Genomic DNA, 26530 nt, shown 5'->3' on the forward strand with positions numbered 1-26530 from the left:
CGCTGTCTCGTCGTCGATTCGTCCGCGTGGATCGCGTGCGTGCCTTTGCCATCGGGCGCGCCGCCGCGGCAGCACCCGCCGCTGCCGTGCGCCGCCGATGAAGACGCGTACCCACCCGCGCCGATCCGACCGGCACGCCTGCCCGCCACCCGTTCCGTAACGCACGCGCCCGCGTGCCGACTGCGCGCGGAGCAGCCGCATCGCCCGCGCACCCTGTTGTCCCCGCAGCTCCGTTGAAAGACCCGCTTGCAGCGACGTCATCCCGTGACGCCGCCACGCCCCCTTTTTTCTCAGGAGTCCGCATGAACCGAACCTTGTCCACCCTGTTTGCCGGCCTGCTGGTCGCGGCACTGTCGCCGGTCGCGCTCGGCGCGCTGCCCGCGTCGAGCGCCGTGGTCGCGGCGACCGGCGCCGTACGGCCCCCCGTGCCGCCGGCCGATCTCGCGGCGCGGCTGTCGAACGGCCTCGCATTGCGCGTCGCCGTCGACAACAACCACGCGGCCGCGGCCGGCGTGCCGTGCGCCGATCTCGGCGCCGACGGCGCGGCCTGCGCGACGGGCCGCCTGATCCTGCAGAACCGCGGCCACCAGGCGATCGCCGACGGCGGCTGGAAGCTCTACCTGCACAGCATCCGCCGCCTGCTGCGGATCGACCGCCCCGGCTTCGCGCTGCGGCGGCTCACCGGTGACCTGTACGAGCTGACGCCGCAGCCGGGCTCGGTGCGGCTTGCACCGGGCGAGCGCATCGAGCTGCCGTTCGTCGCCGAATACTGGCTGCTGCGCTACAGCGACGTGATCCCGCGCCCGTACGTGGTCGTCGATGGCGCGCCGCCCGCCGTGCTCCGCTACGACGACACCGACGACGAACTGCGCTACGTCGAATCGCTGCCGGCCGACGCACAGAACAACTCGACCGGCAATGCGCCGCCCGTGGCCGCGCGGCCCGATGCGAGCCGCGCGCTGCCGAGCGTGAAGCGCGAGCAGCCGCTGCCCGGTACGCTCGACCTGCGCGGCGTCGAGCTCGCGCTACCCGATCTACCGGACGCACAGGTCGCGGCGCTGCGCGAACGCGCGACGACACTCGGGCTCGACGGCGCGCGCGTGCCGGTGCGTGGCGCCGTCGCGCCGCGCCGGCTGCCGGCCGACATCGCGATGCCGGGCGGCTATCGGCTCGCAATCGGGCCGCGCGGCGTGCTGATCGAAGGCTACGATCGCGCCGGCCTCTACTACGGCGTGCAGACGCTCTACTCGCTCGCACCCGCCGGCGGCGGCCCGATCCCGGCGATGCTGGTCGAGGATGCGCCGCGCTTCACGCATCGCGGGATGCACGTCGATCTCGCGCGCAACTTCAAGCACCCGGCCACGCTGCGCCGCCTGATCGACCAGATGAGCGCGTACAAGCTCAATCGCCTGCACCTGCATCTGTCCGACGACGAGGGCTGGCGCATCGAGATTCCCGGCCTGCCCGAACTGACCGAGATCGGGGGACGCCGCTGCCACGACCCGAGCGAGACGCGCTGCCTGCTGCCGCAGCTCGGCTCCGGCCCGGACAACCGCTCGGGCGGCGGCTACCTGACGCGTGACGACTACGTGTCGCTGGTGCGCTACGCGGCCGCGCATTTCGTCGAGATCATCCCCGAGATCGACATGCCCGCGCATGCGCGCGCGGCCGTCGTGACGATGGAGGCACGTTACAAGCGGCTGCATGCAGCCGGCCGCGAGCAGGAAGCGAACGCATACCGGTTGCTCGATCCGCAGGACGCGTCGAACCTGACGACGGTGCAGTTCTACGACCGGCGCAGCGACCTGAACCCCTGCGTGCCGGGCGCGCTCAATTTCGCATCGAAGGTGATCCGCGAGATCGCCGCGATGCATGCCGACGCGCAGGCGCCGCTGCACATCTGGCACTACGGCGGCGACGAGGCGAAGAACATCTTCCTCGGCGCGGGTTTCCAGCCGCTGAACGGCACGGATCCGAACAAGGGGCGCATCGATCTCGCCGCGCAGGACAAGCCGTGGGCGCGTTCGCCGGCGTGCACGGCGCTGCTCCAGCGCGGCGAGATCAAGTCGATCGACGAGTTGCCGACGCGATTCGCGCAACAGGTGAGCGCGGCGGTCAACGCGAACGGGATCGACACGATGGCCGCGTGGCAGGACGGCATCAAGCATGCAAACGGGCCGCAGGACTTCGGCACGCGCCACGTGATGGTGTCGCTGTGGGACACGATCTTCTGGGGCGCATCGGATAGCGCACGCGACCTGAGCGGCAAGGGCTACCTGACGGTGCTGGCGCTGCCCGACTACCTGTACTTCGACTTCCCGTACACGCTCAACCCGCGCGAGCGCGGCTACTACTGGGGCTCGCATGCGACGGACGAGTACAAGGTGTTCTCGCTCGCGCCCGAGAACCTGCCGCAGAACGCCGAAGTGATGGGCGACCGTGACGGCAACGCGTTCGAGGTAACGGGCACGGGCCCCGCGCCACGCATCGAAGGCATGCAGGGGCAGGCATGGGGCGAGGTGATGCGCAACGACACCTTCCTCGAGTACATGGCCTATCCGAGGCTGCTCGCGCTGGCCGAGCGCGCATGGCACCGGGCCGACTGGGAGCTGCCTTATGCGGCCGGCGTGCGCTTCAAGCGCGGCGACACGCATCACGTCGACATCGCCGCGCTGCAGCGCGACTGGGCCGGCTTCGCGACGTTGCTCGCGCAACGCGAATTGCCGAAGCTCGACCGGGCCGGCGTCGGCTACCGGAAGCCGACCTTCACGCTGACGACCCCGTGAACGGCTGGGCGGCCGAACGATCGGGCAGTTGAGCAATGCGCGATGCGGACGAATGCATCGCGCGATCGCCCGCACCAAAGAAAAACGGCTTGCGACGCATCGCAAGCCGTTTTCGTTTCTGCCGACCGGCGCGAACCCGCAGCGCGGATCCTGCCGGCCTTATTGCGTCATGCCGGCTGTGCAGCCGCCCCGCCGCCTGCCGGCGGCAGGCGCGCGCCGAGCTGCTCGGCATAGCGTGCCGCCGCGTTGCCGCAGACGATGTGAAACGTGTCGAGCGACACCCACGCGACGTCGAGCGCGCCGAGACGATCGCGATCGACAGCCGACGGATCGCGCACGACGACGCGCAGGCGCGTGGTCGCGACCGCGTCGAGCGACGCGACGTTGGTCGCGCCGCCGAACACCGCGAGCCAGCGCGTCGGCTCCGGATCGAGCGGGCCGGCGGCCGCGCCGGTGACGGGCTGCGCCGCGGCAGCCGTCGCCGTCGCCGTCGCCGTCGCCGTCGATGCCGCGCCCGCCGCGCCGCTGCCGATGGCGGCACGCATCTCGTCGGCAATGATGTCGGCCTCGGGCCCGATGATCACCTGCACGCTGTTGCCGCCGCGCTTGAGCACGCCGCGCGCGCCGATCGACTTCAGTTCCGGCTCCGAGACCTTCTCCGGATCGACGACGGTCAGGCGCAGGCGCGTCGTGCAGGCGTCGACGACCGACAGGTTGCCTGCCCCGCCGAGCGCGGCGATGTAGCGCTGCGCGCGCGGCGCGGCGGCACCCGCCGCGGCGCCGGCGGCCGGTGCGACGAAGCCGCCCGATGCGTACGATTCGACTGCCGAATCGGCCGATGCCGGCTCACGGCCCGGCGTGGCCATGTTGAACTTGCGGATGAAGAAGCGGAACAGCCCGTAGTACGCAGCGCCGTACGCGATGCCGAGCGGGATCGCGATCCAGCCCTTCGTCGACAGCCCGTAGTTCAGCACATAGTCGATTGCGCCGGCCGAGAACGTGAAGCCGAGCTTTACGCCGAGGATCTGGCAGATCGCGAGCGACAGCCCCGTCAGCACCGCGTGGATCACGTACAGCACCGGTGCGAGGAACATGAAGCTGAATTCGATCGGCTCGGTCACGCCGGTCAGGAACGACGTGAGCGCCATCGAGAACAGCAGGCCGCCGACCATCGCGCGGCGCTCCTTCGGCGCTTCGTGCAGCATGGCCAGACACGCAGCCGGCAGGCCGAACATCATGATCGGGAAGAAGCCGGCCATGAAGGTGCCCGCGGTCGGGTCGCCCGCGAAGAAGCGGTGCAGGTCGCCGTGCACGATCTCGCCGCCGGCGGGCGGCGTGAAGTTGCCGAACACGAACCATGCGAGCGAGTTGATGATGTGGTGCAGGCCCGTGACGAGCAGCAGGCGGTTCAGGAAGCCGAACACGAACGCACCGATCGCGCCCGCCGTCGTCAGCCACTGGCCGGCCGCGTCGATCGCATGCTGGACCGGCTGCCATACATACCCGAACACGATGCCGAGCACGACGCAGGCCAGCCCCGTGATGATCGGCACGAACCGTTTCCCGCCGAAGAACGCGAGGTAGTCCGGCAGCTTGATGTCTTTGTAGCGGTTGTACAGCAGGCCCGCAACGACACCCGCGATGATCCCGGACAGCACGCCCATGTTCAGCTTGGGATCGATGTCCTTCATGATCGCGGTTTCGATCAGGTAGCCGATCGCGCCCGCGAGCGCCGCCACGCCGTTGTTGTCTTTCGCGAAACCGACCGCCACGCCGATCGCGAACAGCAGCGGCAGGTTGTCGAAGATCGCGCCGCCGGCGTCGGCGATCATCTTGATGTTGAACACGTCAGGCTGACCGAGTCGCAGCAGGATGCCGGCAACCGGCAATACCGCGATCGGCAGCATCAGCGCCCGGCCCAGGCCCTGTATTTTCAGAAACGGATTCCCGTTCATTCAGTCCTCCAATCCTTGTCTCGTCGTTAAGCGTCGTTGACCTAATTGCTTTCGTAGTAAAACGGGTCGCGAGCCTGCCCTCGACGTTCAGTCGAGCGGCCAGACCTCGCGGCTTGCTGCCCTTACCGCCTGCGCCGAATCGAGTGCGAGCAGATCCTGCGCGCGCTGACGGCACAACTGGTAATCGAGACGGCGCACCCGCGCCTTGATGCCCGGCACCGACACCGGGTCGACCGACAGTTCGGTCACGCCGAGGCCGACCAGGATCGGCACCGCGAGCGGATCGCCGCCGAGCGCGCCGCACACGCCAACCCACTTGCCGTGCTTCGCGGCGCCGCGCACCGCGATGTCGATCAGGCGCAGCACGGCCGGATGCAGGCCGTCGGATTGCGCGGCCAGGTCGGCCTGGCAGCGGTCCATCGCGAGCGTGTACTGCGTCAGGTCGTTGGTGCCGATCGACAGGAAATCCGCGTGCTGCGCGAGCTGGTCGGCCAGCAGCGCGGCCGACGGCACCTCGATCATCACGCCGACCTCGATCGGCTCGGTGCGGCCCTGTGCGCGCGCGAACTCGTCGATACGCTTTCTCAGCCGCACGATCTCGCCCGCGTCGGTGACCATCGGCAGCAGGATGCGCACCGCGCCGAACGGCTTCACCGCGAGCAGGCCCTGCAACTGATCGTCGAGCAGATCGGGGCGCACCTGCGCGAGGCGGATGCCGCGCAGGCCAAGCGCCGGGTTCGGTTCGGGCGGCAGCGTCAGGTAGTCGACCTCCTTGTCGGCGCCGACGTCGAGCGTGCGGATGATCGCCGTGCGGCCCTGCAATGCGTCGACGATCGACTGGTAGCTCTGCTGGTGTTCGACGACCGTCGGTGCGGCCTGGCGATGGATGAACATCAGTTCGGTACGCAGCAGGCCGACCGCGTCGGCACCGTTGTCGACCGCGGTGTTCGCGTCGTCGAGCGTCGCGATGTTCGCGGCAACCTCGATCGCACGGCCATCGACGGTCGAGGCGGCAACGCCCGCCAGTTGCCGGTTCGCCTCGCGCACACCGTCCAGGCGCTGGCGCTCGTGCCGCGCGCGCTCGACGTCGAGTGCGGTCGGCGCGTGCTCGAGCCGGCCCGCGCTTGCATCGACGACGACCTGCGTGCCGTCCGGAATCGCGTACAGTGCATCACCGACCGCGACCAGCGCCGGAATGCCGAGCTGCCGCGCGATGATCGCCGCATGCGACGTCGCGCCGCCGCGCGCCATCACGAGCGCGGTCACGCGCTGGCGATCGAGCGACGACAGGTCGGACGGCGTGAATTCCTCGGCCGCGAGCACGGCCTCGTCCGGCAGCGCACGCGCGGCGCCGTTCGTATGACCGAGCGCGCGCAGCACGCGCTTCTCGATGTCGCGCAGGTCGGCCGCGCGTTCGGCGAGCAGCGCATCGTCGAGCTTCGACAGCGTGTCGATCTGCGTGCGGATCGTCGCGCGCCATGCGAAGCCCGCGCTTTTGCCGAGGCTGATCAGGTCGCGCGCCGCGTCGATCAGCGTCGGATCCTCGAGCAGCACGCGGTGCACCGCGAAGATGCCCGCTTCGCCGACCGCGCCGCGCGCCGATGCGTTGCGCACTGTTTCGTCGAGTTCCGCATCGACTGACTTCAGCGCCTGGTCGAGCTGACGGCTTTCCGTGGCCGGCGTGCCGGCAGCCTGCTCGGGCGGCACGATTTCCGCGTCATCGAGACGCACCAGCGTGCCGACCGCGATACCGGGCGCCGCGCACACACCCGCGAGCGTGTTCGGGTCAATCGGCGCGCCGACGTTGCGCGCGACCGTCTGCGGCGCGGGCGACCTCAGCCGCGCCGGTTTTTCCTCGACTTCGCCGTGCGCTTCGCGCAACAGCTCGTGCTCGACCGCATCGACAGCCTGCTGCGCGTGCGCGCCGCGGCCGACCAGTTCGACCGTCGCGCCTTCCCCGGCGCCGAGGCCGAGCAGGCCGACGACGCTCGCGATCGATGCCTTGCGGCCGTCGAACAGCACGTCGACGGTCGCGTCGAACCCGCGCACGGCTTCACGTGCACGTGCGGCCGGCCGCGCATGCAGCCCGCCCGGCTGCGCCAGCACGATTTCGCGGCGCACTTCGTTCCCCGCCGCGGTGCTGGTTTGCGCTGCCTGCGCGGCCGCTTCGCCCTTGCCGCGCAACGCCAGCAACGGCGTCTCGCCGGCCGTCGCGAAACCGCTGGCGCGCTCGACGACCTCGAACGCATCCGAGTTCGCGATCGCGATCACCGACACGAGCGAATGCGCGCTGCGCGCCACCGCGTCCTGGTCGAACTCGATCAGCAGCGTGCCCGCCTCGACACGCGCGCCGGCCTCGACGTGCGCGACGAAGCCCTGCCCGTTCAGTTCAACGGTATCGATGCCGATGTGCAGCAGCACTTCCGCGCCTTGCGGCGTCGTGATCGTCACGGCATGGCCCGTGCGCGCGAGATGCGACACGACGCCCGCGCACGGCGCGACGAGCTGGCCCGCGAGCGGGTCGATGCCGATGCCGTCGCCGAACATCCCGCCGGAGAACACCGGATCGGGCACGTCGGCCAGCGCGACGATCGGCCCCGTCAACGGGGCAAGCAGGACGATCTGATCGGGGGTGGGGCTCTTCAACTGGGACTCCTCGGCGCGTCTCATCGGCTGTCTCGGCTATCAGTGCGTTTCGGTGACTTTGTTCAGGTGGCGCGGCGTGTCGGGATTGCGGCCGCGCGCGACGGCGAGATCCGCCGCCATCACGTAGAACGAAAGAATGGCGGCGATCGGGTCGAGCGCCGGATGGGCGGACTGCGCGAGCGGCAGCACCGTGCCCGATGTGCCGGGCGTGCCGGCGGGCGCCGCGAGCAGCACGGCGGCGCCGCGGGCGCGCATGTCTTGCGCGAGCTGCAGCAGGCCGGCCTGCTCGGGCCCCGGCGGCGCGAATACGAGCAGCGGATAGTCGCGGTCGATCAGCTCCATCGGGCCGTGACGGACTTCGGCGCTCGAGAACGCCTCGGCCTGGATGCCGGACGTTTCCTTCAGCTTCAGCGCGGCTTCCTGCGCGATCGCGAGGCCCAGGCCGCGGCCGATCACGATCATCCGTTCGACGCCCGCCAGCGCGGCAACGGCCCGCGACCAGTCGAGCTGGCCGGCCTGCGCGAGCACGTCGGGCAGACCGCGCAGCGCGGTCATCAGTGCGGCGTCGCGCTGCCAGTAGGCCACGATCTGCGCGGACAGCGACAGCATCGCGATATAGCTCTTGGTCGCGGCCACCGACAGTTCGGGGCCGGCGAGCAGCGGCAACTGGTGCTCGCATGCATCGGCAAGCGGCGACGGCAGCACGTTCACGGCGGCGACGGTGCGCGCGCCGGCTTCACGCAGCGCGGCCATCGTGTTGACGAGATCGGGGCTCTTGCCCGACTGGGAGAACGCGATCGCGAGCTGGTCCTGCACCTTCAACGGCGCCTGCTGCAGCGTCGCGACCGACATCGGCAGCGACGCGACCGGCACGCCGAGGCGGCTCATCGTCAGGCTCGCGAAATAGCTCGCGGCGTGATCCGAGCTGCCGCGCGCGACCGTCAGTGCGACGGCCGGCGGGTGATCGAGCAATTGGCCGGCGAGCGCTTCGACGCGCGTGGTGTCGGCGATCTGCGCGGCGACGACCTGGGCGGACTCGCGCGCTTCCTTAAGCATATTCGACAATCGATTCTCCTTCGACGTAAGTCGCGGTGAGGTTCAGGTCGCGATCGAACACCGCGAGGTCGGCCCATGCGCCGCGCTCGAGGCGGCCGCGATCGGTGACGCCGAGGTAGTCGGCCGCATAGCGCGACATCCGGTTCGACACGTCGGCGATCGGCAGGCCGAGCGACACGAGGTTGCGCAGCGCCTGGTCCATCGTCAGCGTGCTGCCGGCGAGCGTGCCGTCGGCCAGCCGCACGCCGCCGAGGCACTTCGTCACGTGCTGGCTGCCGAGCCGGTACTCGCCGTCGGGCATGCCCGTTGCGGACGTGCTGTCGGTCACGACGTACAGGCGCGGGATCGCGCGCAGCGCAGCACGAATCGCGCCCGGGTGGACGTGCAGCAGGTCAGGGATGATTTCCGCGTATTCGGCATGCGCAAGCGCCGCGCCCACCAGGCCCGGGTTGCGGTGATGCAGCGGCGACATCGCGTTGAACAGGTGCGTGAAGCCGCACGCACCGTGCTTGAGCGCGGCCACCGCGTCGTCGTAGGTCGCGAGCGAATGACCGAGCTGCACGCGCACGCCGCGCGCGGCCATCTCGCCGATGATCTCGATGTGGCCGGCGATTTCCGGTGCGAGCGTGACGACGCGAATCGGCGCGATCGACAGGTACTTCAGCACTTCGTCGAGCACGGCCGACACGGCCGCGTCAGGCTGCGCGCCGAGCTTGCCGGGGTTGATGTACGGCCCTTCGAGGTGCACGCCGAGCACGCGCGCGCCGCCCGGCGTGCGGGTGCGTGCAACGCTGCCGAGGTTGCCGACGACTTTCATCAGTTCGTCGCGCGGCGCGGTCATCGTCGTCGCGAGCAGGCTCGTCGTGCCGAATTGCGCGTGCGTGCGGGCGATCGTCTCGATCGCGTCGCCGCCTTCCATCACGTCGGCGCCGCCGCCGCCGTGCACGTGCAGGTCGATGAAGCCGGGCAGGATGTAAGGCGCGTCGTTCTTCGCGGGATCGACGGGCTTGCCGTCGAGGGTCGTGATGCGACCGTTCTCGCTATCGAGCGAACCGTGAATCCAGCCGTCGGGGGTAAGGATGTTTCCAGTCAGCATGACGTTCTCTTGATGATCTGGTGACGCGGGCATCCGCGTCGTGATTTGCAAATCCGTGTCGTTGCTTCACGCGGGTCGCGCGCGGGCAGTCTCGCGCGTCAGCGTTTCAGTTCGGCGACGAAGTCGTAGTAGTCGTCGCGGCAATACGTTTCACTCACTTCGATCGCGCGCTGGTCGGCGCCGTAGCCGACCCGCGTGATCACCAGCAGCGCCGAACCCGGCTTCACCGCCATCCATTTCGCGATCGCGTGGGTCGCGTTCGCCGCGCGAAAGTGCTGCAGCGCGCGCACGACGGTCATCCCGCGCGCTTCGAGGTATTCGTACAGCGACGCGCCGAGCACCTGCGGATCGGGCACCACCGCGGCCGGCAGCGTCGAGTGCTCGACGGCCATCACGATGCCGTCCGCGCGGCGCAGCCGTTCGAGCCGCGCCACCGTCGCGCCGGGCGCGAGGCCGAGACGCGTGATCTCGTCGCGGTTTGCGGCGCGCAGCGTGCGCGACAGCCACACCGAATCGGGCACGAAGCCGCGCTGCCGCATCTTCGCGGTGAAGCCGACGAGACGCGACAGCGGATCGGCAACGCGCGGCGTGATGAAGCTGCCCGCTCCGCGCGCCCGCTTGATCAGCCCCTGCTCGACCAGCAGCGCGAGTGCGCGACGGGCCGTGATCCGCGACACACCGACCGACACTGACAGCAGCCGCTCCGACGGCAGCGCCTCACCGGCCCGCCACGCGCCGGCGTGGATCGCACTCGCCAGATTGCGGGCGAGCTGCAGATAAAGCGGCGTGTCGCTGAGGGGATCGGGCGCCAGTTCGGACCAGCCGGTTTCCATGTGCCTCCAGGTGTCGGACGACGACCTCGGGCCGTCGAAAGTGAGGGCATTATATAACCACCATAATACCAGTCAACGAACTGGTATTAGCGGTGCGGAAATCGCCAAAAGCCTTGCCAGGCAAGCGGTTTAGTTCCAACAAACCCTTTGTTTACAACAAAGTACCGGGTAGGGATTTACCCGGATTGGTATGCAAGGGGACAGTTCCAGTACGCGTCTCGGCCAGGTTTTGGGCGCGAATATGAGACCTGAATAGAACCAGTTGAGCCGACTGGTATGCAAGGGTGGCGGCAGGCGCGCCGCGACCGCCACCGTGCGTCAGTGGAATTCGCGGCTCGCTGTGCGCAGGCCGCCGAGCAGCGGCGTCAGATCCTCGAAGTGTTGCGCGACGAGGTGCCTCACGTCGCTCACGACCTGCCACACGCCGGACGCCGCGAGCAGCCGCGAATCGAGGGTTTCGCGGCGCTGCCGCGCGAGCAGTTCGGGCCGGACGATCAGGTTCACGCAGCCGGTTTCGTCCTCGAGCGTCATGAACATCACGCCTTTCGCGGTGCCCGGCATCTGCCGCGCGGTCACGAGCCCGCACGCGCGCGCGAGCCGGCCGTCGGGGCGGTCATGCAATTCGGCCGCGGACGACAGCCGCCGCGCGCGCAGCTCGGGCCGCAGCAGCGCGACGGGATGGCGGTTCAGCGTGAGGCCGGTGGTGTGATAGTCGGCGAGGATATCGTCGGCTTCCGACGGCGCGCCGAGTGCGGGCTTCTCGGGTTCGTCGATCGGCGCGGCGGCGAGCAGGTCGCGCTCGGGGGCTGCTGCAACCGCTTGCCACAGCGCATCTCGGCGATGGCCGGCGAGCGTCGCAAGCGCGTTCGCGGCGGCGAGCGCTTCGAGGTCGCGGCGTTCGAGCTGCGCGCGGCGTGCGAGGGCGTCGACACTGTCGAACGGGCCGGCTGCGCGTGCCGCTTCGATGCGGCGCGCGGCGGCTTCGCCGAGACCGCGCACGAGCGACAGGCCGAGCCGCACGGCGGGTTGGCCGCGCGGAGGCGGCTGGTCGGGCAGCGCTTCCAGCGATGTTTCCCAGTTGCTTTGCGTCACGTCGATCGGCAGCACCTGCACGCCGTGCCGCTTCGCGTCCTGCACGAGTTGCGACGGCGGGTAGAAACCCATCGGCTGGCTGTTCAGCAATGCGGCGAGGAAGATCGCCGGTTCGTGGCATTTGAGCCAGCTGCTGGCGTACGCGAGTTTCGCGAAGCTTGCCGCGTGGCTTTCGGGGAATCCGTAATCGCCGAAGCCCTTGATCTGTTCGAAGATCTGTTCGGCGAAGTCGGGCGGATAGTCGCGCTCGCGCATCCCGTCGACGATCTTGCGGTGATATTTCTCGAGATTGCCCTTGCGCTTCCACGCGGCCATCGCGCGGCGCAGCTCGTCGGCCTCGCCGGGCGTGAAGCCTGCCGCGATCATCGCGATCTGCATCACCTGCTCCTGGAAGATCGGCACGCCGTACGTACGTTCGAGCGCGGGCTTCAATTCCTCTTTCGGATAACTGACCTTTTCGATTCCCTGGCGCCGTTTCAGATAGGGGTGTACTGCCCCGCCCTGGATCGGCCCCGGCCGCACGATCGCCACCTCGATCACCAGATCGTAGTAAGTCTTCGGGCGCAGGCGCGGCAGCATCGACATCTGCGCGCGCGATTCGATCTGGAACACGCCGACTGTGTCGGCACGACAGATCATGTCGTAGGTCGCCTTGTCATCCTGTGGAATGTGCTTCAGCGTGAACGGCTCGCCGCCCGGTTTCGGCGGCCCGCGCCATGCGGTGCGCATGTCGAACGCGCGATGCAGCGCCGACAGCATGCCGAGCGCGAGCACGTCGACTTTCATCAGCTTGAGCGATTCGAGGTCGTCTTTATCCCACTGGATCACGCGCCGCCCGTCCATTGCGGCGTTCTCGACGGGCACGAGCCGCGTGAGCTTGCCGCGGCTGATCACGAAACCGCCCGAGTGCTGCGACAAGTGGCGCGGAAAGTTGAGCAATCGCCCCGACAATTCGGCCCATGCGCGAATCATCGGCGTCGCCGGGTCGAGCCCGGTCGTCGCGAATTGCTGCAGCAGGTCACGGCTACCGTCGAACCAGCGATGCCCCTTCGCGACGCGGTCGATCAGCATCGGATCGACACCGAGCGCCTTGCCGGTTTCGCGCAGCACGCCGCGCGGACGATAGGTCGAAACGGCCGCCGCGAGTGCCGCGCGATCCTTGCCGTATTTCTTGTAGATATGCTGAATCACTTCCTCCCGGCGCTGATGCTCGAAGTCGACGTCGATGTCGGGCGGCTCGCCACGCTCCTCGCTGATGAAACGCTCGAACAGCATCGTGCTCTGATCAGGGTCGACCTCGGTGATACCGAGGCAATAGCAGACAACCGAGTTTGCCGCCGAGCCCCGGCCCTGACACAGGATGTTCTGGCTGCGCGCGTATTTGACGATGTCGTAGACGGTCAGGAAGAACGGTTCGTAGCTCAGCTTCGCGATCAGGTCGAGTTCATACCGGATCTGCTTCGCCACTTTCTCCGGAATGCCGTTCGGATAACGCTCGGCCGCGCCTGCCCGGGTTTCCTGTTCCAGATAGCTCGTCGGCGTGAGCCCCTTCGGCACGATCTCGTCGGGATACTCGTAGCGCAGCGAATCGAGTTCGAAATGACAAGCATCGAGAATCGCGCACGTCTGCGCGATCTCCTCCGGCGAGTACAGTTGCCCGATTCGCTGTCGCGAGCGCAGATGCTGTTCCGCATTCGGCGCAAGCGCATACCCGCACTCGGAAACCGGCATGCCGACGCGGATTGCCGTCATCACGTCCTGCAGTTCCTTGCACGAGCGCCGGTGCATCGTCACGTCACCCAGCGCGACGATGCGCACGCCACGTCGTTCGCCGGCCGCACGAATCTCCTCGCGCTGCGCACCGTCCAGCGCGCGCTGCAACTGTACGAGCCCGAGCCGCGCACGTTCGCCGAACGTCGCGCGAAACCACGCGACCTGCGCATCGAGTACATCGGCACGCACCGGATACGTGGGCACGAGAATCGCGAAGCAGTCGGGCACGCCGCGCAAGTGCGCAAACTCGGCAGGCGGTGCCGACAGCATCCGCGACGTCAGCGTGTAAGTGCCCTTCGGCGACGCCATTCGCCGCCACGAAATCAGCTCGGACAGGTTGCCGTAGCCCTCGCGGTTCTGCGCCAGCAACACGAGCCCGAACGCGCCGGGGCCCGGATCGTGGCCGGGCGCGACTTCATCCGGCGTGACTTCGAAATACGAACCGATGACGAGCGGCAGCCCTTTCGCCTTCGCGGCGACATGCATGCGCGGCGCGCCCGCGAGCGAGCATTCGTCGGTGATCGCGATCCCGCGATAGCCGAGTTCGGACGCACGCTCGACCAGTTCCTCCGCATGCGACGCGCCATGCAGGAACGAAAAGTTCGAACGGCAAAACAACTCCGCGTAATCGGGCAGCCAACTGAATTCCGCAACCATCGCCGCTCACCCGAACAGGCCGTGCAGGAACCAGCGCGGCTCGGACTCGCTCCTCGCCCGTTCCTTGAATACCCAGTAGCACGCACCGGCCTCGTCCTGCGCGACGCAGTAATCGCGTGCAGCGAGCTGACCATCGAACCACCCTGCCTCGATCCGCTCCACCGACGACATCATCCTGAGCGGCGTATGAAATACCGGCCGCTCCCCGCGCATCAGCAACGGCAGCGGCTCGGCCAGCAGCCACGCGGGACGCGGCGGCACGGCCGGCGGGCCAGCGGCCGGCTTGCCGGCCTGCGCATCCAGCGGCAGCCAGCGGTTCGCGGCCTCGGGCCGGTAATCGGCAACCGGCGCCGCGCGCAGCACGTTCTCCGCGCCGAGCCGCGCGACCAGCAGCTCGAACAGCCGCGCGCGCGTCTCGCGCGTGCCGCCCGGCTCGGGAAAGAGATCCTCGGCCGGCGGCGCGACCGATTCGACGCGCGTGGCCTTCAGGCGCACCGCGATCACCGCGGCCGGCAACTCGACGCGCGCGAGCCGCTCGCCGAGCAGCCGCATGAAGTGCGCCTCGTCGCGCACGGGTGCGGCGAACGCAAGTTCGAGCGGCGTCGGCGGCACGGCCTGGCGGCCGCGCTCGTGCTCGAGATCGAACGTCATCGCGGCCAGCGACAGTTGCCGCGCGGCCAGCCAGCCGCAGAGCTGCACGACGAGCCGCCGCGCGGCGAACAGCACGGCTTCCGCGTATTCGACGCGCTCCGGCAATTCGAGCCGCACGTCGAACACGGGCGGCACCGCCATCCACGCAAGCGGCTCGACCGCATCGCCGTACGCGCGATCGAGCGCGGCCAGCAGCGCGGGACCGCAGCGGCGCTGCAGCCCCGCGCGCGGCAGTCGGCGCAGATCGGCGAGCGTGCGGCAGCCGAGACCGTCGAACCAGCCCGCATACGGACGCGCATCGGGCAACAGCACGCACGGCAGCCCATCGAGCGCGCGAACCAGCGACGCAGGGGCGGCCACCCGGCGCCGGATCCGCGCGCGGGCCGAGACACGCGCGAGCAGCCACGCACCGCGCCCGGTCGGCGCGGCGGACAGGCGCGCCGCATAACCGAGCGCCGCGAGCGTCTCACGCACCTGGCGACACAGCGACGGCAAGCCGCCGAACAGGCGCAGGCTCGGGCCGACGTCGACGATCAGCGTGGCTTCGTCGTCGAGCGCGACGCACGGCGAGAAGCGCAGCAACGCGAGCGCGACCGCGCGCAGCGCATCGGCCTCGCGCGCGGGATCGCGTTCGACGAGTTGCGTCTCGGGCGCGAGCGTCAGCACGCCGCCGCGCTTCATGCCCGCGCGCACGCCTTGCCGGCGCGCGGCTGCATCGGCGATCAGCACGACGCCTTGCTCGAGCACCGCGCAGCCGGCGCCGCCGGCCGCTGCGTCAGACGGCGGCGGGGCGCACACGTCGAGCGGCAGGCGCGGCAGATGGATGCCGAGCAAGACGCGCATAGCGGCTCTCCACGATGGGCGACGGCAGGTCGAGCACGAGCGGCTCGCCGCGCGCCGGCCCGCGACGCTTGACGATATCGAGCGACACGCCGCCCGGCACGGGATACAGCGCGACGCGCAGCACGGCCGGCGACGGCTGCCGCGCGGCCGACAACGGGCGCAGCATCACGAACAGCGTGTCGCCCGTACGCGCGGCCGCGAGATGCAGGCGCCGCAGCGCATCGGGCCGCGCGTCCTGCCAGAGCAGCAGCGCGCCGCAACAACCGGTCTTGAGCGCCTGCTCGGCGGCCCACAACGCATCCGTGCGGCTGCCGGCGCGCAGCCACAGCAACGCGTCGGCCGGCACGCCGAGACTGGCGAGCGCGGTCGCATGCGGCGATTGTGGCGGCGCGACGAGCGCGAGCGGACGCCGGGCGCTGACGGTGCGTGCGAGCGCGGGCGCGAGCAGCCGCATCTCGCCGCAACCCGGCTGCGCGGCCAGCAGTTCGACGAGCCCGCCGACCGGCCAGCCGCCGCCCGGCAGCTCGGCGGACAGCGGCGCAAAGCCCGTGTCGATCGTGCGCGGACCGCCGCGCGCGAGCTGCGAGCCACGCCAGAGCGATGGATGAAGGGATTCGGGAGAAATGGAGGATGCGAGCATGACGCCACCCACAACTGTATGGATATACAGTATATGGCAATGCGCTCGCATCGCACAGCGCCGGTGCGAAACCGGTTTTTGTCAGAGGAAAAACGGGGAGAAAGCCGGCGCGCCCGTCATGTTACGGTGCGCCGGATCGGGCGTGGCCGGATCGTGCCGCCCGAACGCCCGCCACAACCATCCGGCCCGATGCGACGCACGCGCGCCGAATCGCCCGACCGGATCGGCATGCCACGCCTCACGCAGACCGGCACGGTGCGGCATCCCGCACCGCGCCGGCCCGCCTGCCGCCCGTCAGCCGAGCAGCAACGCGTCGTCGTCGAGCTGCTCGTGACGCACCTTCTCGAACATCTGCAGCAGGTCCGGCACGTCGAGCCCCTTGCGCGCGTCGCCCGACACGTCGAGCACGACCTGCCCCTGGTGCAGCATCACCGTGCGGTCGCCGTAGTCGAGCGCCTGCCGCATGCTGTGCGTGACCATCATCGTCGTCAGCTTGCTCTCGGCGACGATGCGCGCGGTCAGTTCCAGCACGAATGCGGCCGTCTTCGGATCGAGCGCGGCGGTGTGCTCGTCGAGCAGCAGGATCCGCGACGGCCGCAGCGATGCCATCAGCAGGCTCACCGCCTGCCGCTGGCCGCCCGACAGCAGCCCGATCCGGTCGGTCAGCCGGTTCTCGAGGCCGAGGTTCAGGAGCCGCAGCTTGTCGCGGAACAGCTCGCGCGACGGCCGGTCGAGCGCGGCCCGGAAGCCGCGCCGCGCACCACGCGCCATCGCGAGCGCCATGTTCTCCTCGATCGTCAGCGCCTCGCAGGTGCCGGCCATCGGATCCTGGAACACGCGCGCGACGAGGTGCGCGCGATCCCACGCAGCCTTGCGCGTGACGTCCGTGCCGTCGATCGAGATGCGCCCCGCATCGACGGCCTGGTCGCCGCTGACCGCATTGAGGAAAGTCGACTTGCCGGCGCCGTTCGAGCCGATCACCGCGACGAACTGGCCGTCGGGAATCTCGAGCGACAGCCCGCGCAGCGCACGCGTCTCGATCGGCGTGCCGGGATTGAACGTGAGTGTCAGGTCTCGTGCGGACAGCATGTCAGGCCCCTCCGTTCTTGCGCGCGAACAGCTTCTTGCGCGTCGCCGGCAGCACCAGCGCGATCGTGACGAGCGCGGCCGTCACGAGGTTCAGATCCTGCGCCTTCAACCCGATGAATTCGCTGTTGAGCGCAAGCGCGATGAAGAAGCGGTAGACGATCGCGCCGAGCACGACGGCAAGCGTCGTCAGCACGAGCCGGCGCGCCGGCAGCAGCGTTTCGCCGATGATCACCGCGGCCAGCCCGATCACGATCGTGCCGATCCCCATCGAGATATCCGCGCCGCCCTGCGTCTGCGCGAACAACGCGCCTGCGAGCGCGACGAGCGCGTTCGACAGCGCCATCCCGGCGAGCGTCGCGCGGCCGGTCGCGATCCCTTGCGCACGCGCCATCCGCGCGTTCGCGCCGGTCGCGCGCATCGCGAGGCCGAGCTGCGACGAGAAGAACCAGTCGAGGCCGAGCTTCGCGACCACGACGACGATCGCGAGCAGCGCCGGGCGCAGCACGTAGTCGGGCATCCAGTCGGGCTGCAGCACGGTGAAGAGGGTCGGCTCGGTGATGAGCGGCACGTTCGGCCGACCCATGATCCGCAGGTTCACCGAATACAGCGCAATCATCATCAGGATACTGGCGAGCAGGTCCATGATCTTCAGGCGCACGTTGAGCCACCCGGTGACGAAGCCGGCCGCCGCGCCCGCGACGATTGCGATGCAGGTCGAGCTGAACGGGTCGTAGCCGGCCGAGATCAGCGTCGCGGCGACGGCGCCGCCGAGTGGAAAGCTGCCGTCGACGGTGAGATCGGGGAAGTTGAGGATGCGAAACGAGATCAGCACCCCGAGGGCGACGAGACTGAAGATCAGGCCGATCTCCAGCGCGCCCAGAAACGAGAACAGAGACATGATGGGGAAATCCTGTTGCTTCCCGGCCGGACGTGTACGGCCGGGCGAAGCGAACGAGCGGCCCCGGGTGGGAGCCGCCCGTCCGGCGGTGTCGTTCAGGCCCGGATCGGGCCCGCAAGCGCGGCGCTCGGGCCGCGGCTTACTTGATGACCGTCTTCGCGTCCTTGAGCAGATCCGGCGACAGCGTCACGCCCTGCTTCGCGGCCGCGCCCGTGTTCGCGAACAGCTCGAGGTTGCTGCTCGTTTCCGACGCGATCGCGCCCGGCTTCTCGCCCTTCAGGATGCGCGCGACGACCTTGCCCGTCTGGCGGCCGAGGTCGCCGTAGTTGATGCCGAGCGCCGCGATGCCGCCGCGCTTCACGCTGTCGGTGTCGCCGGCGACGAGCGGGATCTTCGCTTCGTTCGCGACCTTCACGAGCGCTTCGTACGCGGACACGACGTTGTTGTCGGTGTTCGTATAGATCACGTCGACCTTGCCGATCAGGCTCTTCGCGGCCGGGCCGATGTCGACGGTACGCGGTGCGGCCGCTTCCTTGAGCGTCATCCCCTGCTTCGCGAGGATCTCCTTGAGCGCCTTCACGACGACGACCGAGTTTGCCTCGCCCGGGTTGTAGACCATGCCGACCGTCTTCGCATTCGGCACGACGCGCTTGATCAGCGCGACCTGGCGATCGAGCGGCAGCTTGTCGGACACGCCCGTCACGTTGGTACCCGACGGGCCCCAGCCCTTCACGAGCTGCGCGGCGACCGGATCGGTCACGCCCGAATAGACGACCGGCACGCTCTTCGTCGATGCAACCACCGCCTGCGCGGCCGGCGTCGCGATCGCGACGATCACGTCGGGCTGGTCACCGACGAACTTGCGCGCGATCTGCGCGGCCGTGCCCGTGTTGCCCTGCGCGCTCTGGTATTCCCACTTGAGCTTGTCGTCGCCGTACCCTTGCGCCTTCAGTTCGGCGCGCACGCCGTCGCGGATCGCGTCGAGCGCCGGGTGATCGACGATCGACAGCACCTTGACGGTCTGTGCGTGCGCGGCGCCTGCCAGCGCGAGTGCGGCCACGCCGGCCGTGATCGAACGGATCGCGAAAGTCTTGAAACGCTTCATGGATGTGTCTCCCCCGTATTGTGTCGGTTCTGGATGATGGATTCCCGCCGCCGTCAGGCGGGCGCCGCCATGCGTGCGACGCGTCGGCGAGCGGCCCGCGCACGCTCCGGGAAAGCGTGCAGCGGCGAACGCACGAGGATACCATTTCCGCAGACCACCGCCTGACTCCGCGCTTTCGCATCACGCCCCGAATCGCAGCGCCCACCGACGTCCGCGAACGCGCGCGAAGCCCAGCCGGCGGCGGTTCCCGCCGGCCCCGACGCAACGCGTCAGCCGCGCTTGCGGCTTTACGTTATGCTGTCGGCCGACCCAATCCACGCCTTCGGAGGGCACATGAAACGGGGGATCCGAGCCATCGCATTCGCGGCGCTCGCGCTGGCGCTGCCGAGCGCGGCGTTCGCGCTTACCGACGGCTATGCGCAATACGACGACTGCATGCTTGGCGCGCTGCGCGACAGCCGCAACGGCGCGGCGGCGCAACTGATCCAGCGCTCGTGCGACGCGCTGTATCGCAACAACGCGATGCTGCTGCCGCGTGAACGGCGCTTTCATGAATGTGTCGTGCAGTCGCTGCCGGGCGTGCGCGACAATTACGCGATCCAGCAGATCATGGCGATCTGCTCGCGGCGCGGCGAGATGTGAGCCGGCCGCGGAACGCGACACCCCCTGCGGCCGCCGATCGGCCGCGCCAATGAAAAAAGGGCCTGCACGCGATGCAGGCCCTTTTCATTCAGCGATTCGACCGGTATGCGGCGTTCAGAACGACGCGACCATCGAGCCCTTGAACTGCTTCTTGATGAATTCCCGCACTTCCGGCGACTGGTATGCCTTGACCAGCTTCTTCACCCACGGCTGATCCTTGTCCTTCGCGCGCACGGCGATCAGGTTCGCGTACGGGCTCGTCAGCGCTTCGAGCGCGATCGCGTCCTTGGTCGGCTGCAGGTTCGCGGCGAGCGCGTAGTTGGTGTTGATCACGGCCGCGTCGACGTCCGACAGCACGCGCGGCAGTTGCGCGGCGTCGAGTTCGGAGATCTTCAGTTTCTTCGGGTTGTCGGCGATGTCGAGCACCGTTGCGTTGTTGCCGCCCGTGCCGGCGCCCGCCTTCAGCTTGATCAGGCCTTGCGTCTGCAGCAGCAGCAGCGCGCGGTTCTCGTTCGACGGATCGTTCGGCACCGCGACCTTCGCGCCCTGCGGCAGGTCCTTCAGCGCCTTGAACTTCTTCGAGTACACGCCGATCGGCGAGATGTAGGTCAGGCCCGCGCTGACGATCTTGTAGCCACGCTGCTTCACCTGGCTGTCGAGGTAGGGCTGGTGCTGGAAGCTGTTCGCGTCGAGGTCGCCCGAGTCGAGCGCCGCGTTCGGCTGCACGTAGTCGTTGAACTCGATGACCTTCACGTTCAGGCCTTCCTTCTCCTTCGCGACCTTCTGCACGAGCTGCCACACTTCCGAATCCGGGCCGGCGACCGTGCCGACCTTGATCACCTTGTCTTCGGCGTGCGCGCCTGCCGACAGCGTCAGTGCTGCACCGGTGGCCAGCGCGGAAAATACCTTCAGGAGACTGCGACGCTTCATCTGTTTCTCGCTTTCTTGCTTACTGGATTACTCGAAATAGGGCGCGATACGGGTATGCCCCGACTCGCAGGAAGGGGCAAATGGTGTCACAGGATCGGCGGGAAGTGAAATACATCCCGCTCATATGGGTATGCTCCGCAGCGTTGCCGGCAGCGCCTGTGCGACTCGGCCGTTAGTTGCGTTCATGCGGATCGCGCATCGGCCAGTGCGTTACGCCACCGCCGCCTGATCCGCCTTCGTGGCGCCGAGTGCAGGCCCACCCACCTGCCCGCCGACCCGGAACGCGCCGACCGTGTCGCGCAGCCGTGCGGCCTGTTCCTGCAGCGACGCGGCGGCCGCGGCGGCCTCCTCGACGAGCGCCGCGTTCTGCTGCGTCACCTGATCCATCTGCGTGACCGCGCGCCCGACCTGCGTGATGCCGCTCGCCTGCTCCTCGGACGCCGCCGCGATCTCGCCCATGATGTCGGTCACGCGTGCGACGGCCTGCAGGATCTCGCCCATCGTCGTGCCGGCCTGGCCGACCAGCGCCGACCCGTTGCGCACGCGCTCGACCGAGTCGACGATTAGCTCGCGGATCTCCTTCGACGCCGTCGCGCTGCGCTGCGCGAGCGAACGCACTTCGCCCGCGACCACCGCGAAGCCGCGCCCCTGCTCGCCGGCGCGCGCGGCTTCGACCGCCGCGTTCAGCGCGAGGATGTTGGTCTGGAATGCGATGCCCTCGATCACGCCGATGATGTCGGCGATCTTGCGCGAGCTGTCGTCGATCTCGCCCATCGTGCCGATCACGCGGTTCACGACGTCGCTCCCGGTACGCGCGATCTCCGATGCGTTGTTCGCCAGCCCGCTCGCCTGCCGCGCGTTGTCGGCGTTCTGCTTCACCGTCGCGGTCAGCTGCTCCATGCTCGCGGCGGTTTCTTCCAGCGACGCAGCCTGCTCCTCGGTGCGCTGCGACAGGTCGTCGTTGCCGGCCGAGATCTGGCGGCTCGCCGACGCGATCGCTCCGGCCGACTGGCGAATCCCGCCGATCGTCGCCTGCAGCCGTGCCTGCATGTCGTGCATCGCGGCCATCATGCTCGTGCGGTCGCCCGCCCGCACGGGCACCGGCTGCGTCAGGTCGCCCTGCGCGATGCGCGCCGCGAGCGCGGCCGCTTCGTCGGGCTCGCCGCCGAGGCTGCCGCGCACGTTGCGGATGATCACCAGCATCGCCGCGCTGATCACGAAGCCGATCACGAACACGACCGCGAGGTGGCCGAGCAATGTCCGGTAGTAAATGGTGTCGATGTCCTTCAGGAAGACGCCGCTCGAGATGTTCCAGTCCCACGGCGTGAAGCGCGTGACGTAGCTGATCTTCGGCACGGCGGTCTCGCTGTGCGGCAGGCGCCCGCGATACTCGGCGAAGCCGCTGCCGGTTTCCTTCGCGGCGTTCAGGATCGTGACGAACAGCGGCTTGCCGTCCGGGTCGAGATAGTCGCCGACCTGCGTGCCGACCAGCTTCGGCAGCGTCGGATGCATCAGCACGACCGGCTTCGAGTCCATCACGAACACGTAGCCCGAATCGCCGTAGCGCATCGCGGCCAGGCTCGCGAGCGCGTCGCGCTTCGCGTCGGCCTCGGGCAGCGTGCCGCTTTGTGCGAGTGCGTGATACGCCTTCACGATGCCGGCCGCCGAATCGACGAGATTCGCGATGCCGGCCTTGCGTTCGGCGAGCATCGTCGCGCGCGTCTCGTACGCGCTCCATGCGCCAACGCCCAGGAGACCGATCCATACCAGCGCAAGCGCGAGCCACAGCTTGCGGTTCAAACTCATTCTGCTCATCTGCGTGCCTTTGTCGATGTCGATGCGCACGCTGCGCGCGAACGGCCTGCCGCGCGCAAACGCTTGCCCATTCATTTACGGCACCGAGGCTTACAACTTGAATACGAACGGGCGCCACGCACCGGCGATCGACACGCCGCCCGCACCCCGCACCGCGACCACCGGCGCGACAGCCCGCATCCGCTGTGCTAAAAAGACCGGCCAGCCGGCACGCGAAGAGCCGGCACCATTCCGGGGCCATCCATGTACGTCATCGACATTCACTACACCGCATCGCTCGAGCGCATCGACGACGCGCTCGAACGCCATCGCGCATTTCTGCAGCCGCAGTTCGACAAGGGCATCTTCATCGCGGCCGGGCCGAAGGTGCCGCGCGAAGGCGGCGTGATCCTCGCGGCCCGCATCGATCACGACGAACTGGACGCGATCCTGAAGACCGATCCGTTCGTCACCGAAGGGCTCGCCACGTATCGCGTGACGGAATTCCGGATCACGCGTGCCGCATCCGGCTTCAACGTACCGGCGCTGCCGTAACGCGGCGCCTGCGCGATGCGCGCGCAGGCCGGCACGCCGCCCGACGCGCGGCGCATGCAATCAACGAGGGAAGCGGGAAAGCGTGACGGCGCGTGGCGGCCGTCACGTGATCGCCGGGCCGGGCGCCCGGCGGCGGCCGGTCAGTCGACCAGCAGCTTCAGGTCGTGGACCCACGGGCCGGGGCCCTGGCCGTCGCGCACGAACAGGCGCAGCTTGCCGTCGCGGTCGAACACGTAGCTCGCGGCGGTGTGATCCATCGTGTAGCTGCCGGGCGTCTTGCCGGGCACCTTCGCGTAGTACACGCGGAAATCCTTCGTGACCTTCTTCAGTGCCGCTTCGTCGGCCGGCCGCAGGCCGATGAACGACGGGTCGAACGCGGGCACGTACTGGCCGAGCAGCGCCGGCGTGTCACGCTCCGGGTCGACGGTCACGAACAGCACCTGCACGCGCTTCGCGGCATCGGGCCCGAGCTGCTTCAACGCTTCGGACAGCTCGGCCATGGTCGTCGGGCACACATCCGGGCAGTGCGTATAGCCGAAGAACATCACGACCGCCCGGCCCTTGAAGTCGGCGAGCGTGCGCACCTTGCCGGTCGTATCGGGCAGCGAAAAGTCGCTGCCGAATTGCGTGTTGCCGGTGATGTCGAGATTCTGGAATTTCGGCGCGTTGTCGCATCCGGCGAGCAGCAGCGCTGCCGTGAATGCGCATGCGAGCATCCAGCCTTGGCGCGCGCGGCGCCCGAACCGTGATTGGAGCATTGCGTTCAAACCGTGCGGTTACACGCCGAGCAGCGGGCGTGCATAGTGATCGACGAGCAGCGCGGCAAACAGCAGCGACAGGTAGACGATCGAGTAGCGGAAGGCCTTGCGGGCGAGTGCGTCCGAATAGTCGCGATGGATCTTCCACGCATACGCGAGGAACACCGCGCCGAGCAGCACCGCGCTCGCCAGGTAGACGGCTCCGCTCATCCCGGAGATGAACGGCATCAGCGTGACCGCGAACAGGATCACCGTGTACAGCAGGATGTGCAGCCGCGTGAACTTCTCGCCGTGCGTGACGGGCAGCATCGGCAGCCCCGCGTTCTCGTAATCCTTGCGGCGATAGAGCGCGAGCACCCAGAAATGCGGCGGCGTCCACACGAAGATGATCAGCACGAGGATCCACGCGTCGCCCGGCACCGCGCCGGTGACCGCGGCCCAGCCGAGCGCCGGCGGCATCGCCCCCGATGCGCCGCCGATCACGATGTTCTGCGGCGTCATCGGCTTGAGCAGCAGCGTGTAGATCACCGCGTAGCCGACGAAGGTGGCGATCGTCAGCCACATCGTCAGCGGGTTCGTGAACGTATAGAGCGTCCATGCGCCGACGCTGCCGAGCACGGCCGAGAACAGCAGGATCTGTGGGGTCGTGATCTCGCCGCGCGCGGACGGGCGCCACGCGGTGCGGCGCATCATCGCGTCGATCTTCTGTTCGACGAGGCAGTTGATCGCGAACGCGGCGCCGGCCAACAGCCAGATGCCGACCGTACCGCCGATCAGCACGTGCCACGGCACCATGCCCGGCGTCGCGAGGAACATGCCGATCACCGCGCAGAACACCGCGAGCTGCGTGACACGCGGCTTCGTCAGCGCCATGTATTGCGAAAACCGGCTACCGGGCGATTGGGAGAGGGTGCTTTGCATGGGGGCGGTCACGCCGGGGCGGCGTCGCGCGCAGGCTGCGCGACACGGCCGGGGCGGCTTGAAAGGATGCGAAAGTTTAACATGACGACGAGCAGCAGCAGGATCGCGGCCCCGCCGTTGTGCGCGACGGCGACCGGCAGCGGCCACTGCAGCACGATGTTGGTCAGGCCCGTCACGAACTGCAGCAGGACGACCAGCAGCACGCCGTTCGCGGGCCGCCGCAGCGATTCGAAGCGGCGCATCTTCAGCGCGAACGCGACCAGGTACGCGACCACGACGAACGCGAACGTGCGGTGCGTCCAGTGGATCGCGACCAGCGCGTCCTGCGTGATCGCCTCGCCGTCCTTCGTCATCCCGAGCGCGCGCCACAGGTGGAAGCCGTGCTCGAAGTCCATCGGCGGGATCCACTGGCCGTTGCAGGTCGGGAAGTCGGTGCACGCGAGCACCGCGTAGTTGGTGCTCACCCAGCCGCCGAGCGCGATCTGCACGACCAGCAGCACGAGCGCCGCGAGCGCGGCCGCGCGATAGCGGCCGGCTTCGGGGTCGTGCGACGGCAGCGGCGTCTGCCGCGCCGCGAGCCAGCCGAGCGTGCCGAGCAGCGTGAGGCCGAGCAGCAGGTGGATCGTGACGATCACCGGCTGCAGCTTCATCGTGACCGTCCACGCGCCGAACGCGCCCTGCACGAGGATCAGCAGCAGCAGGCTCGTCGGCCACCACGGCGACACGTGCAGCGGGCGGCGGCGCAGCCGCGCGGCCCACGCGATCACGACCTGCGCGATGATCAGCACGCCGATCGCCATCGCGAAATAGCGGTGGATCATCTCGATCCACGCCTTCGACATGCTGACCGGGCCGGTCGGCATCGCCTGGTGCGCGGCCGTGATCGCGGCGTGCGCAATGAACGGCGACGACGTGCCGTAGCAGCCGGGCCAGTCAGGGCAGCCGAGCCCCGAATCGGTCAGCCGCGTGAAGCCGCCGAACATCACGAGGTCGAGCGTCAGGAAGGTGGTGATCCACACCAGCTTGCGAAACTTGTTGTCGTCGGCCTTCACCCACACGTACGACAGCGGCAGCAGCGCGATGCAGAAGCCGATCAGGCCGAGTTGCAGTAGATACGCCATCGGTTTATTGCCTCTCGTATTGCCTTAGCCGATGCTCGACCACTTCAGCAGCTTCGTCACGTCCGACTTGATCTTGCTGGGGTTCGGATCCTTCGGGAAGCGCATCATCAGGTTGCCGTTCGGATCGACCAGGTAGATGTGGTCGCTGTCCTTCGTGCCCGCGTCGGCCGGCAGCCACGCGGCCACCGCGGCCGGGTCGGCGACGAGACGGCGCGTATCCGGGTACGCGTCCAGCACCTTCTGCGGCGTCGCGCCCGCATCGCTGCGCAGCCACACCATCGTGAGCCGGTGCCGCTCGCCCGCCTGCGTGACGCGGATCTGGCGCATGAAATAGAGCTTCTTCGCGCAGGCCTCGTCGCACGCGCTGCTGTCGGTCATCACGAACAGCCACACGCCGCGCAGCGACGACAGCGGCACGGTCCTGCCGGTTTCGTCGGTCACCTGCAGATCCGCGGGGATCGGGCGCTGCGGCTCGATCAGCGTGCCGTAGTTGGTCGAGCCGCCCTTCGGCTTGATCACGTAATAGGTGAAGTACGACGCGATCATCGGTGCGGCGCACACGAGACCCAGCAGCACGAGCATCCAGCGGCCGCGCTTGCGGGCCGCAGGCGACGGCGCAGCGGCCGGACCCTGACGGGAAGATTGCATGGACAAATCAGACCTCTCGAAACGAACCCGCGGCGCCGGCG

General features: G+C 68.8%; 20 protein-coding genes. 3 read left to right on the plus strand and 17 right to left on the minus strand.

Features of this window, described 5'->3' with window-relative positions:
- The first annotated feature begins 302 nt into the window (after positions 1-302).
- The gene (locus ACPTTC_RS16335; protein ID WP_423393074.1) at positions 303-2786 is read left to right on the plus strand and encodes a family 20 glycosylhydrolase; all 2484 of its coding nucleotides are present in this window, start codon (positions 303-305) and stop codon (positions 2784-2786) included.
- A gap of 167 nt (positions 2787-2953) precedes the next feature.
- Here the strand turns inward: ACPTTC_RS16335 and nagE are convergent, their stop codons facing one another.
- The 11 genes from nagE to ACPTTC_RS16390 all read right to left on the minus strand — a co-directional run bounded on the left by nagE (position 2954) and on the right by ACPTTC_RS16390 (position 19120).
- On the minus strand, positions 2954-4741 hold the full coding sequence (gene nagE, locus ACPTTC_RS16340; RefSeq protein ID WP_423393075.1) for an N-acetylglucosamine-specific PTS transporter subunit IIBC: 1788 nt from the start codon (positions 4739-4741) through the stop codon (positions 2954-2956).
- Positions 4742-4828: 87 nt separating this feature from the next.
- Positions 4829-7411 carry a phosphoenolpyruvate--protein phosphotransferase gene (ptsP, locus tag ACPTTC_RS16345; RefSeq protein WP_423393076.1) on the minus strand — a complete coding sequence of 861 codons (2583 nt, stop codon included), beginning with the start codon at positions 7409-7411 and terminating at the stop codon, positions 4829-4831.
- 15 nt (positions 7412-7426) lie between these two features.
- Complete coding sequence (locus tag ACPTTC_RS16350; RefSeq protein ID WP_423393371.1) at positions 7427-8443, minus strand: SIS domain-containing protein; 1017 nt, start codon at positions 8441-8443, stop codon at positions 7427-7429.
- On the minus strand, positions 8436-9539 hold the full coding sequence (gene nagA, locus ACPTTC_RS16355; RefSeq protein WP_041492962.1) for an N-acetylglucosamine-6-phosphate deacetylase: 1104 nt from the start codon (positions 9537-9539) through the stop codon (positions 8436-8438). The genes ACPTTC_RS16350 and nagA overlap by 8 nt, the downstream gene beginning before the upstream one ends.
- Positions 9540-9637: 98 nt before the next feature.
- Positions 9638-10372 carry a GntR family transcriptional regulator gene (locus ACPTTC_RS16360; protein ID WP_175970689.1) on the minus strand — a complete coding sequence of 245 codons (735 nt, stop codon included), beginning with the start codon at positions 10370-10372 and terminating at the stop codon, positions 9638-9640.
- Positions 10373-10690: 318 nt separating this feature from the next.
- Entirely contained in the window at positions 10691-13894 is a 3204-nt protein-coding gene (locus ACPTTC_RS16365) for an error-prone DNA polymerase (RefSeq protein WP_423393077.1), read from the minus strand.
- A 6-nt stretch (positions 13895-13900) separates the two neighbouring features.
- A complete protein-coding gene (locus ACPTTC_RS16370) occupies positions 13901-15388 on the minus strand; it encodes a Y-family DNA polymerase (RefSeq protein WP_423393078.1) in 1488 nt (495 codons plus the stop codon).
- On the minus strand, positions 15321-16028 hold the full coding sequence (gene imuA, locus ACPTTC_RS16375; protein WP_423393079.1) for a translesion DNA synthesis-associated protein ImuA: 708 nt from the start codon (positions 16026-16028) through the stop codon (positions 15321-15323). The genes ACPTTC_RS16370 and imuA overlap by 68 nt, the downstream gene beginning before the upstream one ends.
- A gap of 294 nt (positions 16029-16322) precedes the next feature.
- Complete coding sequence (locus tag ACPTTC_RS16380) at positions 16323-17117, minus strand: ABC transporter ATP-binding protein (RefSeq protein ID WP_423393080.1); 795 nt, start codon at positions 17115-17117, stop codon at positions 16323-16325.
- 1 nt (position 17118) lies between these two features.
- The gene (locus ACPTTC_RS16385) at positions 17119-18015 is read right to left on the minus strand and encodes an ABC transporter permease (protein ID WP_423393081.1); all 897 of its coding nucleotides are present in this window, start codon (positions 18013-18015) and stop codon (positions 17119-17121) included.
- Between the two features lie 139 nt (positions 18016-18154).
- Positions 18155-19120, minus strand: a complete 966-nt coding sequence (locus tag ACPTTC_RS16390; RefSeq protein WP_423393082.1) for an ABC transporter substrate-binding protein — start codon at positions 19118-19120, stop codon at positions 18155-18157.
- 333 nt (positions 19121-19453) lie between these two features.
- On the opposite strand from ACPTTC_RS16390, the gene ACPTTC_RS16395 reads away from it, so the two are divergent.
- A complete protein-coding gene (locus ACPTTC_RS16395; protein WP_423393083.1) occupies positions 19454-19762 on the plus strand; it encodes a VF_A0006 family four-cysteine protein in 309 nt (102 codons plus the stop codon).
- Between the two features lie 114 nt (positions 19763-19876).
- On the opposite strand, the gene ACPTTC_RS16400 is transcribed toward ACPTTC_RS16395, so the two are convergent.
- Positions 19877-20692 (minus strand): MetQ/NlpA family ABC transporter substrate-binding protein, encoded by an 816-nt coding sequence (locus ACPTTC_RS16400; protein WP_175970695.1) that lies wholly within the window; start codon positions 20690-20692, stop codon positions 19877-19879.
- Between the two features lie 210 nt (positions 20693-20902).
- Positions 20903-22507, minus strand: a complete 1605-nt coding sequence (locus tag ACPTTC_RS16405) for a methyl-accepting chemotaxis protein (protein WP_226201028.1) — start codon at positions 22505-22507, stop codon at positions 20903-20905.
- 243 nt (positions 22508-22750) lie between these two features.
- On the opposite strand from ACPTTC_RS16405, the gene ACPTTC_RS16410 reads away from it, so the two are divergent.
- Entirely contained in the window at positions 22751-23041 is a 291-nt protein-coding gene (locus ACPTTC_RS16410) for a YciI family protein (RefSeq protein ID WP_423393084.1), read from the plus strand.
- 140 nt (positions 23042-23181) lie between these two features.
- Here the strand turns inward: ACPTTC_RS16410 and ACPTTC_RS16415 are convergent, their stop codons facing one another.
- The 4 genes from ACPTTC_RS16415 to ACPTTC_RS16430 are packed head-to-tail and all read right to left on the minus strand — an operon-like array spanning position 23182 to position 26489.
- Positions 23182-23799: an SCO family protein gene (locus ACPTTC_RS16415; RefSeq protein ID WP_423393085.1), complete on the minus strand. Its 618-nt coding sequence runs from the start codon at positions 23797-23799 to the stop codon at positions 23182-23184.
- An 18-nt stretch (positions 23800-23817) separates the two neighbouring features.
- Positions 23818-24720, minus strand: a complete 903-nt coding sequence (cyoE, locus tag ACPTTC_RS16420) for a heme o synthase (protein ID WP_423393086.1) — start codon at positions 24718-24720, stop codon at positions 23818-23820.
- An 8-nt stretch (positions 24721-24728) separates the two neighbouring features.
- Positions 24729-25841 carry a COX15/CtaA family protein gene (locus ACPTTC_RS16425; protein WP_423393087.1) on the minus strand — a complete coding sequence of 371 codons (1113 nt, stop codon included), beginning with the start codon at positions 25839-25841 and terminating at the stop codon, positions 24729-24731.
- Positions 25842-25865: 24 nt separating this feature from the next.
- Positions 25866-26489, minus strand: coding sequence for an SCO family protein (locus ACPTTC_RS16430; protein ID WP_423393088.1), 624 nt, complete (start codon positions 26487-26489; stop codon positions 25866-25868).
- Positions 26490-26530 lie beyond the last annotated feature (41 nt).

Source organism: Burkholderia mycopellens (assembly GCF_964265025.1).
GTDB lineage: Bacteria > Pseudomonadota > Gammaproteobacteria > Burkholderiales > Burkholderiaceae > Burkholderia.

Bases quoted from the DNA above. Each gene is read 5' to 3' on its own strand.
- ACPTTC_RS16335 (WP_423393074.1), top strand. From the start codon at position 303: ATGAACCGAACCTTGTCCACCCTGTTTGCCGGCCTGCTGGTCGCGGCA.
- nagE (WP_423393075.1), bottom strand. From the start codon at position 4,741: ATGAACGGGAATCCGTTTCTGAAAATACAGGGCCTGGGCCGGGCGCTG.
- ptsP (WP_423393076.1), bottom strand. From the start codon at position 7,411: ATGAGACGCGCCGAGGAGTCCCAGTTGAAGAGCCCCACCCCCGATCAG.
- ACPTTC_RS16350 (WP_423393371.1), bottom strand. From the start codon at position 8,443: ATGCTTAAGGAAGCGCGCGAGTCCGCCCAGGTCGTCGCCGCGCAGATC.
- nagA (WP_041492962.1), bottom strand. From the start codon at position 9,539: ATGCTGACTGGAAACATCCTTACCCCCGACGGCTGGATTCACGGTTCG.
- ACPTTC_RS16360 (WP_175970689.1), bottom strand. From the start codon at position 10,372: ATGGAAACCGGCTGGTCCGAACTGGCGCCCGATCCCCTCAGCGACACG.
- ACPTTC_RS16365 (WP_423393077.1), bottom strand. From the start codon at position 13,894: ATGGTTGCGGAATTCAGTTGGCTGCCCGATTACGCGGAGTTGTTTTGC.
- ACPTTC_RS16370 (WP_423393078.1), bottom strand. From the start codon at position 15,388: ATGCGCGTCTTGCTCGGCATCCATCTGCCGCGCCTGCCGCTCGACGTG.
- imuA (WP_423393079.1), bottom strand. From the start codon at position 16,028: ATGCTCGCATCCTCCATTTCTCCCGAATCCCTTCATCCATCGCTCTGG.
- ACPTTC_RS16380 (WP_423393080.1), bottom strand. From the start codon at position 17,117: ATGCTGTCCGCACGAGACCTGACACTCACGTTCAATCCCGGCACGCCG.
- ACPTTC_RS16385 (WP_423393081.1), bottom strand. From the start codon at position 18,015: ATGTCTCTGTTCTCGTTTCTGGGCGCGCTGGAGATCGGCCTGATCTTC.
- ACPTTC_RS16390 (WP_423393082.1), bottom strand. From the start codon at position 19,120: ATGAAGCGTTTCAAGACTTTCGCGATCCGTTCGATCACGGCCGGCGTG.
- ACPTTC_RS16395 (WP_423393083.1), top strand. From the start codon at position 19,454: ATGAAACGGGGGATCCGAGCCATCGCATTCGCGGCGCTCGCGCTGGCG.
- ACPTTC_RS16400 (WP_175970695.1), bottom strand. From the start codon at position 20,692: ATGAAGCGTCGCAGTCTCCTGAAGGTATTTTCCGCGCTGGCCACCGGT.
- ACPTTC_RS16405 (WP_226201028.1), bottom strand. From the start codon at position 22,507: ATGAGCAGAATGAGTTTGAACCGCAAGCTGTGGCTCGCGCTTGCGCTG.
- ACPTTC_RS16410 (WP_423393084.1), top strand. From the start codon at position 22,751: ATGTACGTCATCGACATTCACTACACCGCATCGCTCGAGCGCATCGAC.
- ACPTTC_RS16415 (WP_423393085.1), bottom strand. From the start codon at position 23,799: ATGCTCCAATCACGGTTCGGGCGCCGCGCGCGCCAAGGCTGGATGCTC.
- cyoE (WP_423393086.1), bottom strand. From the start codon at position 24,720: ATGCAAAGCACCCTCTCCCAATCGCCCGGTAGCCGGTTTTCGCAATAC.
- ACPTTC_RS16425 (WP_423393087.1), bottom strand. From the start codon at position 25,841: ATGGCGTATCTACTGCAACTCGGCCTGATCGGCTTCTGCATCGCGCTG.
- ACPTTC_RS16430 (WP_423393088.1), bottom strand. From the start codon at position 26,489: ATGCAATCTTCCCGTCAGGGTCCGGCCGCTGCGCCGTCGCCTGCGGCC.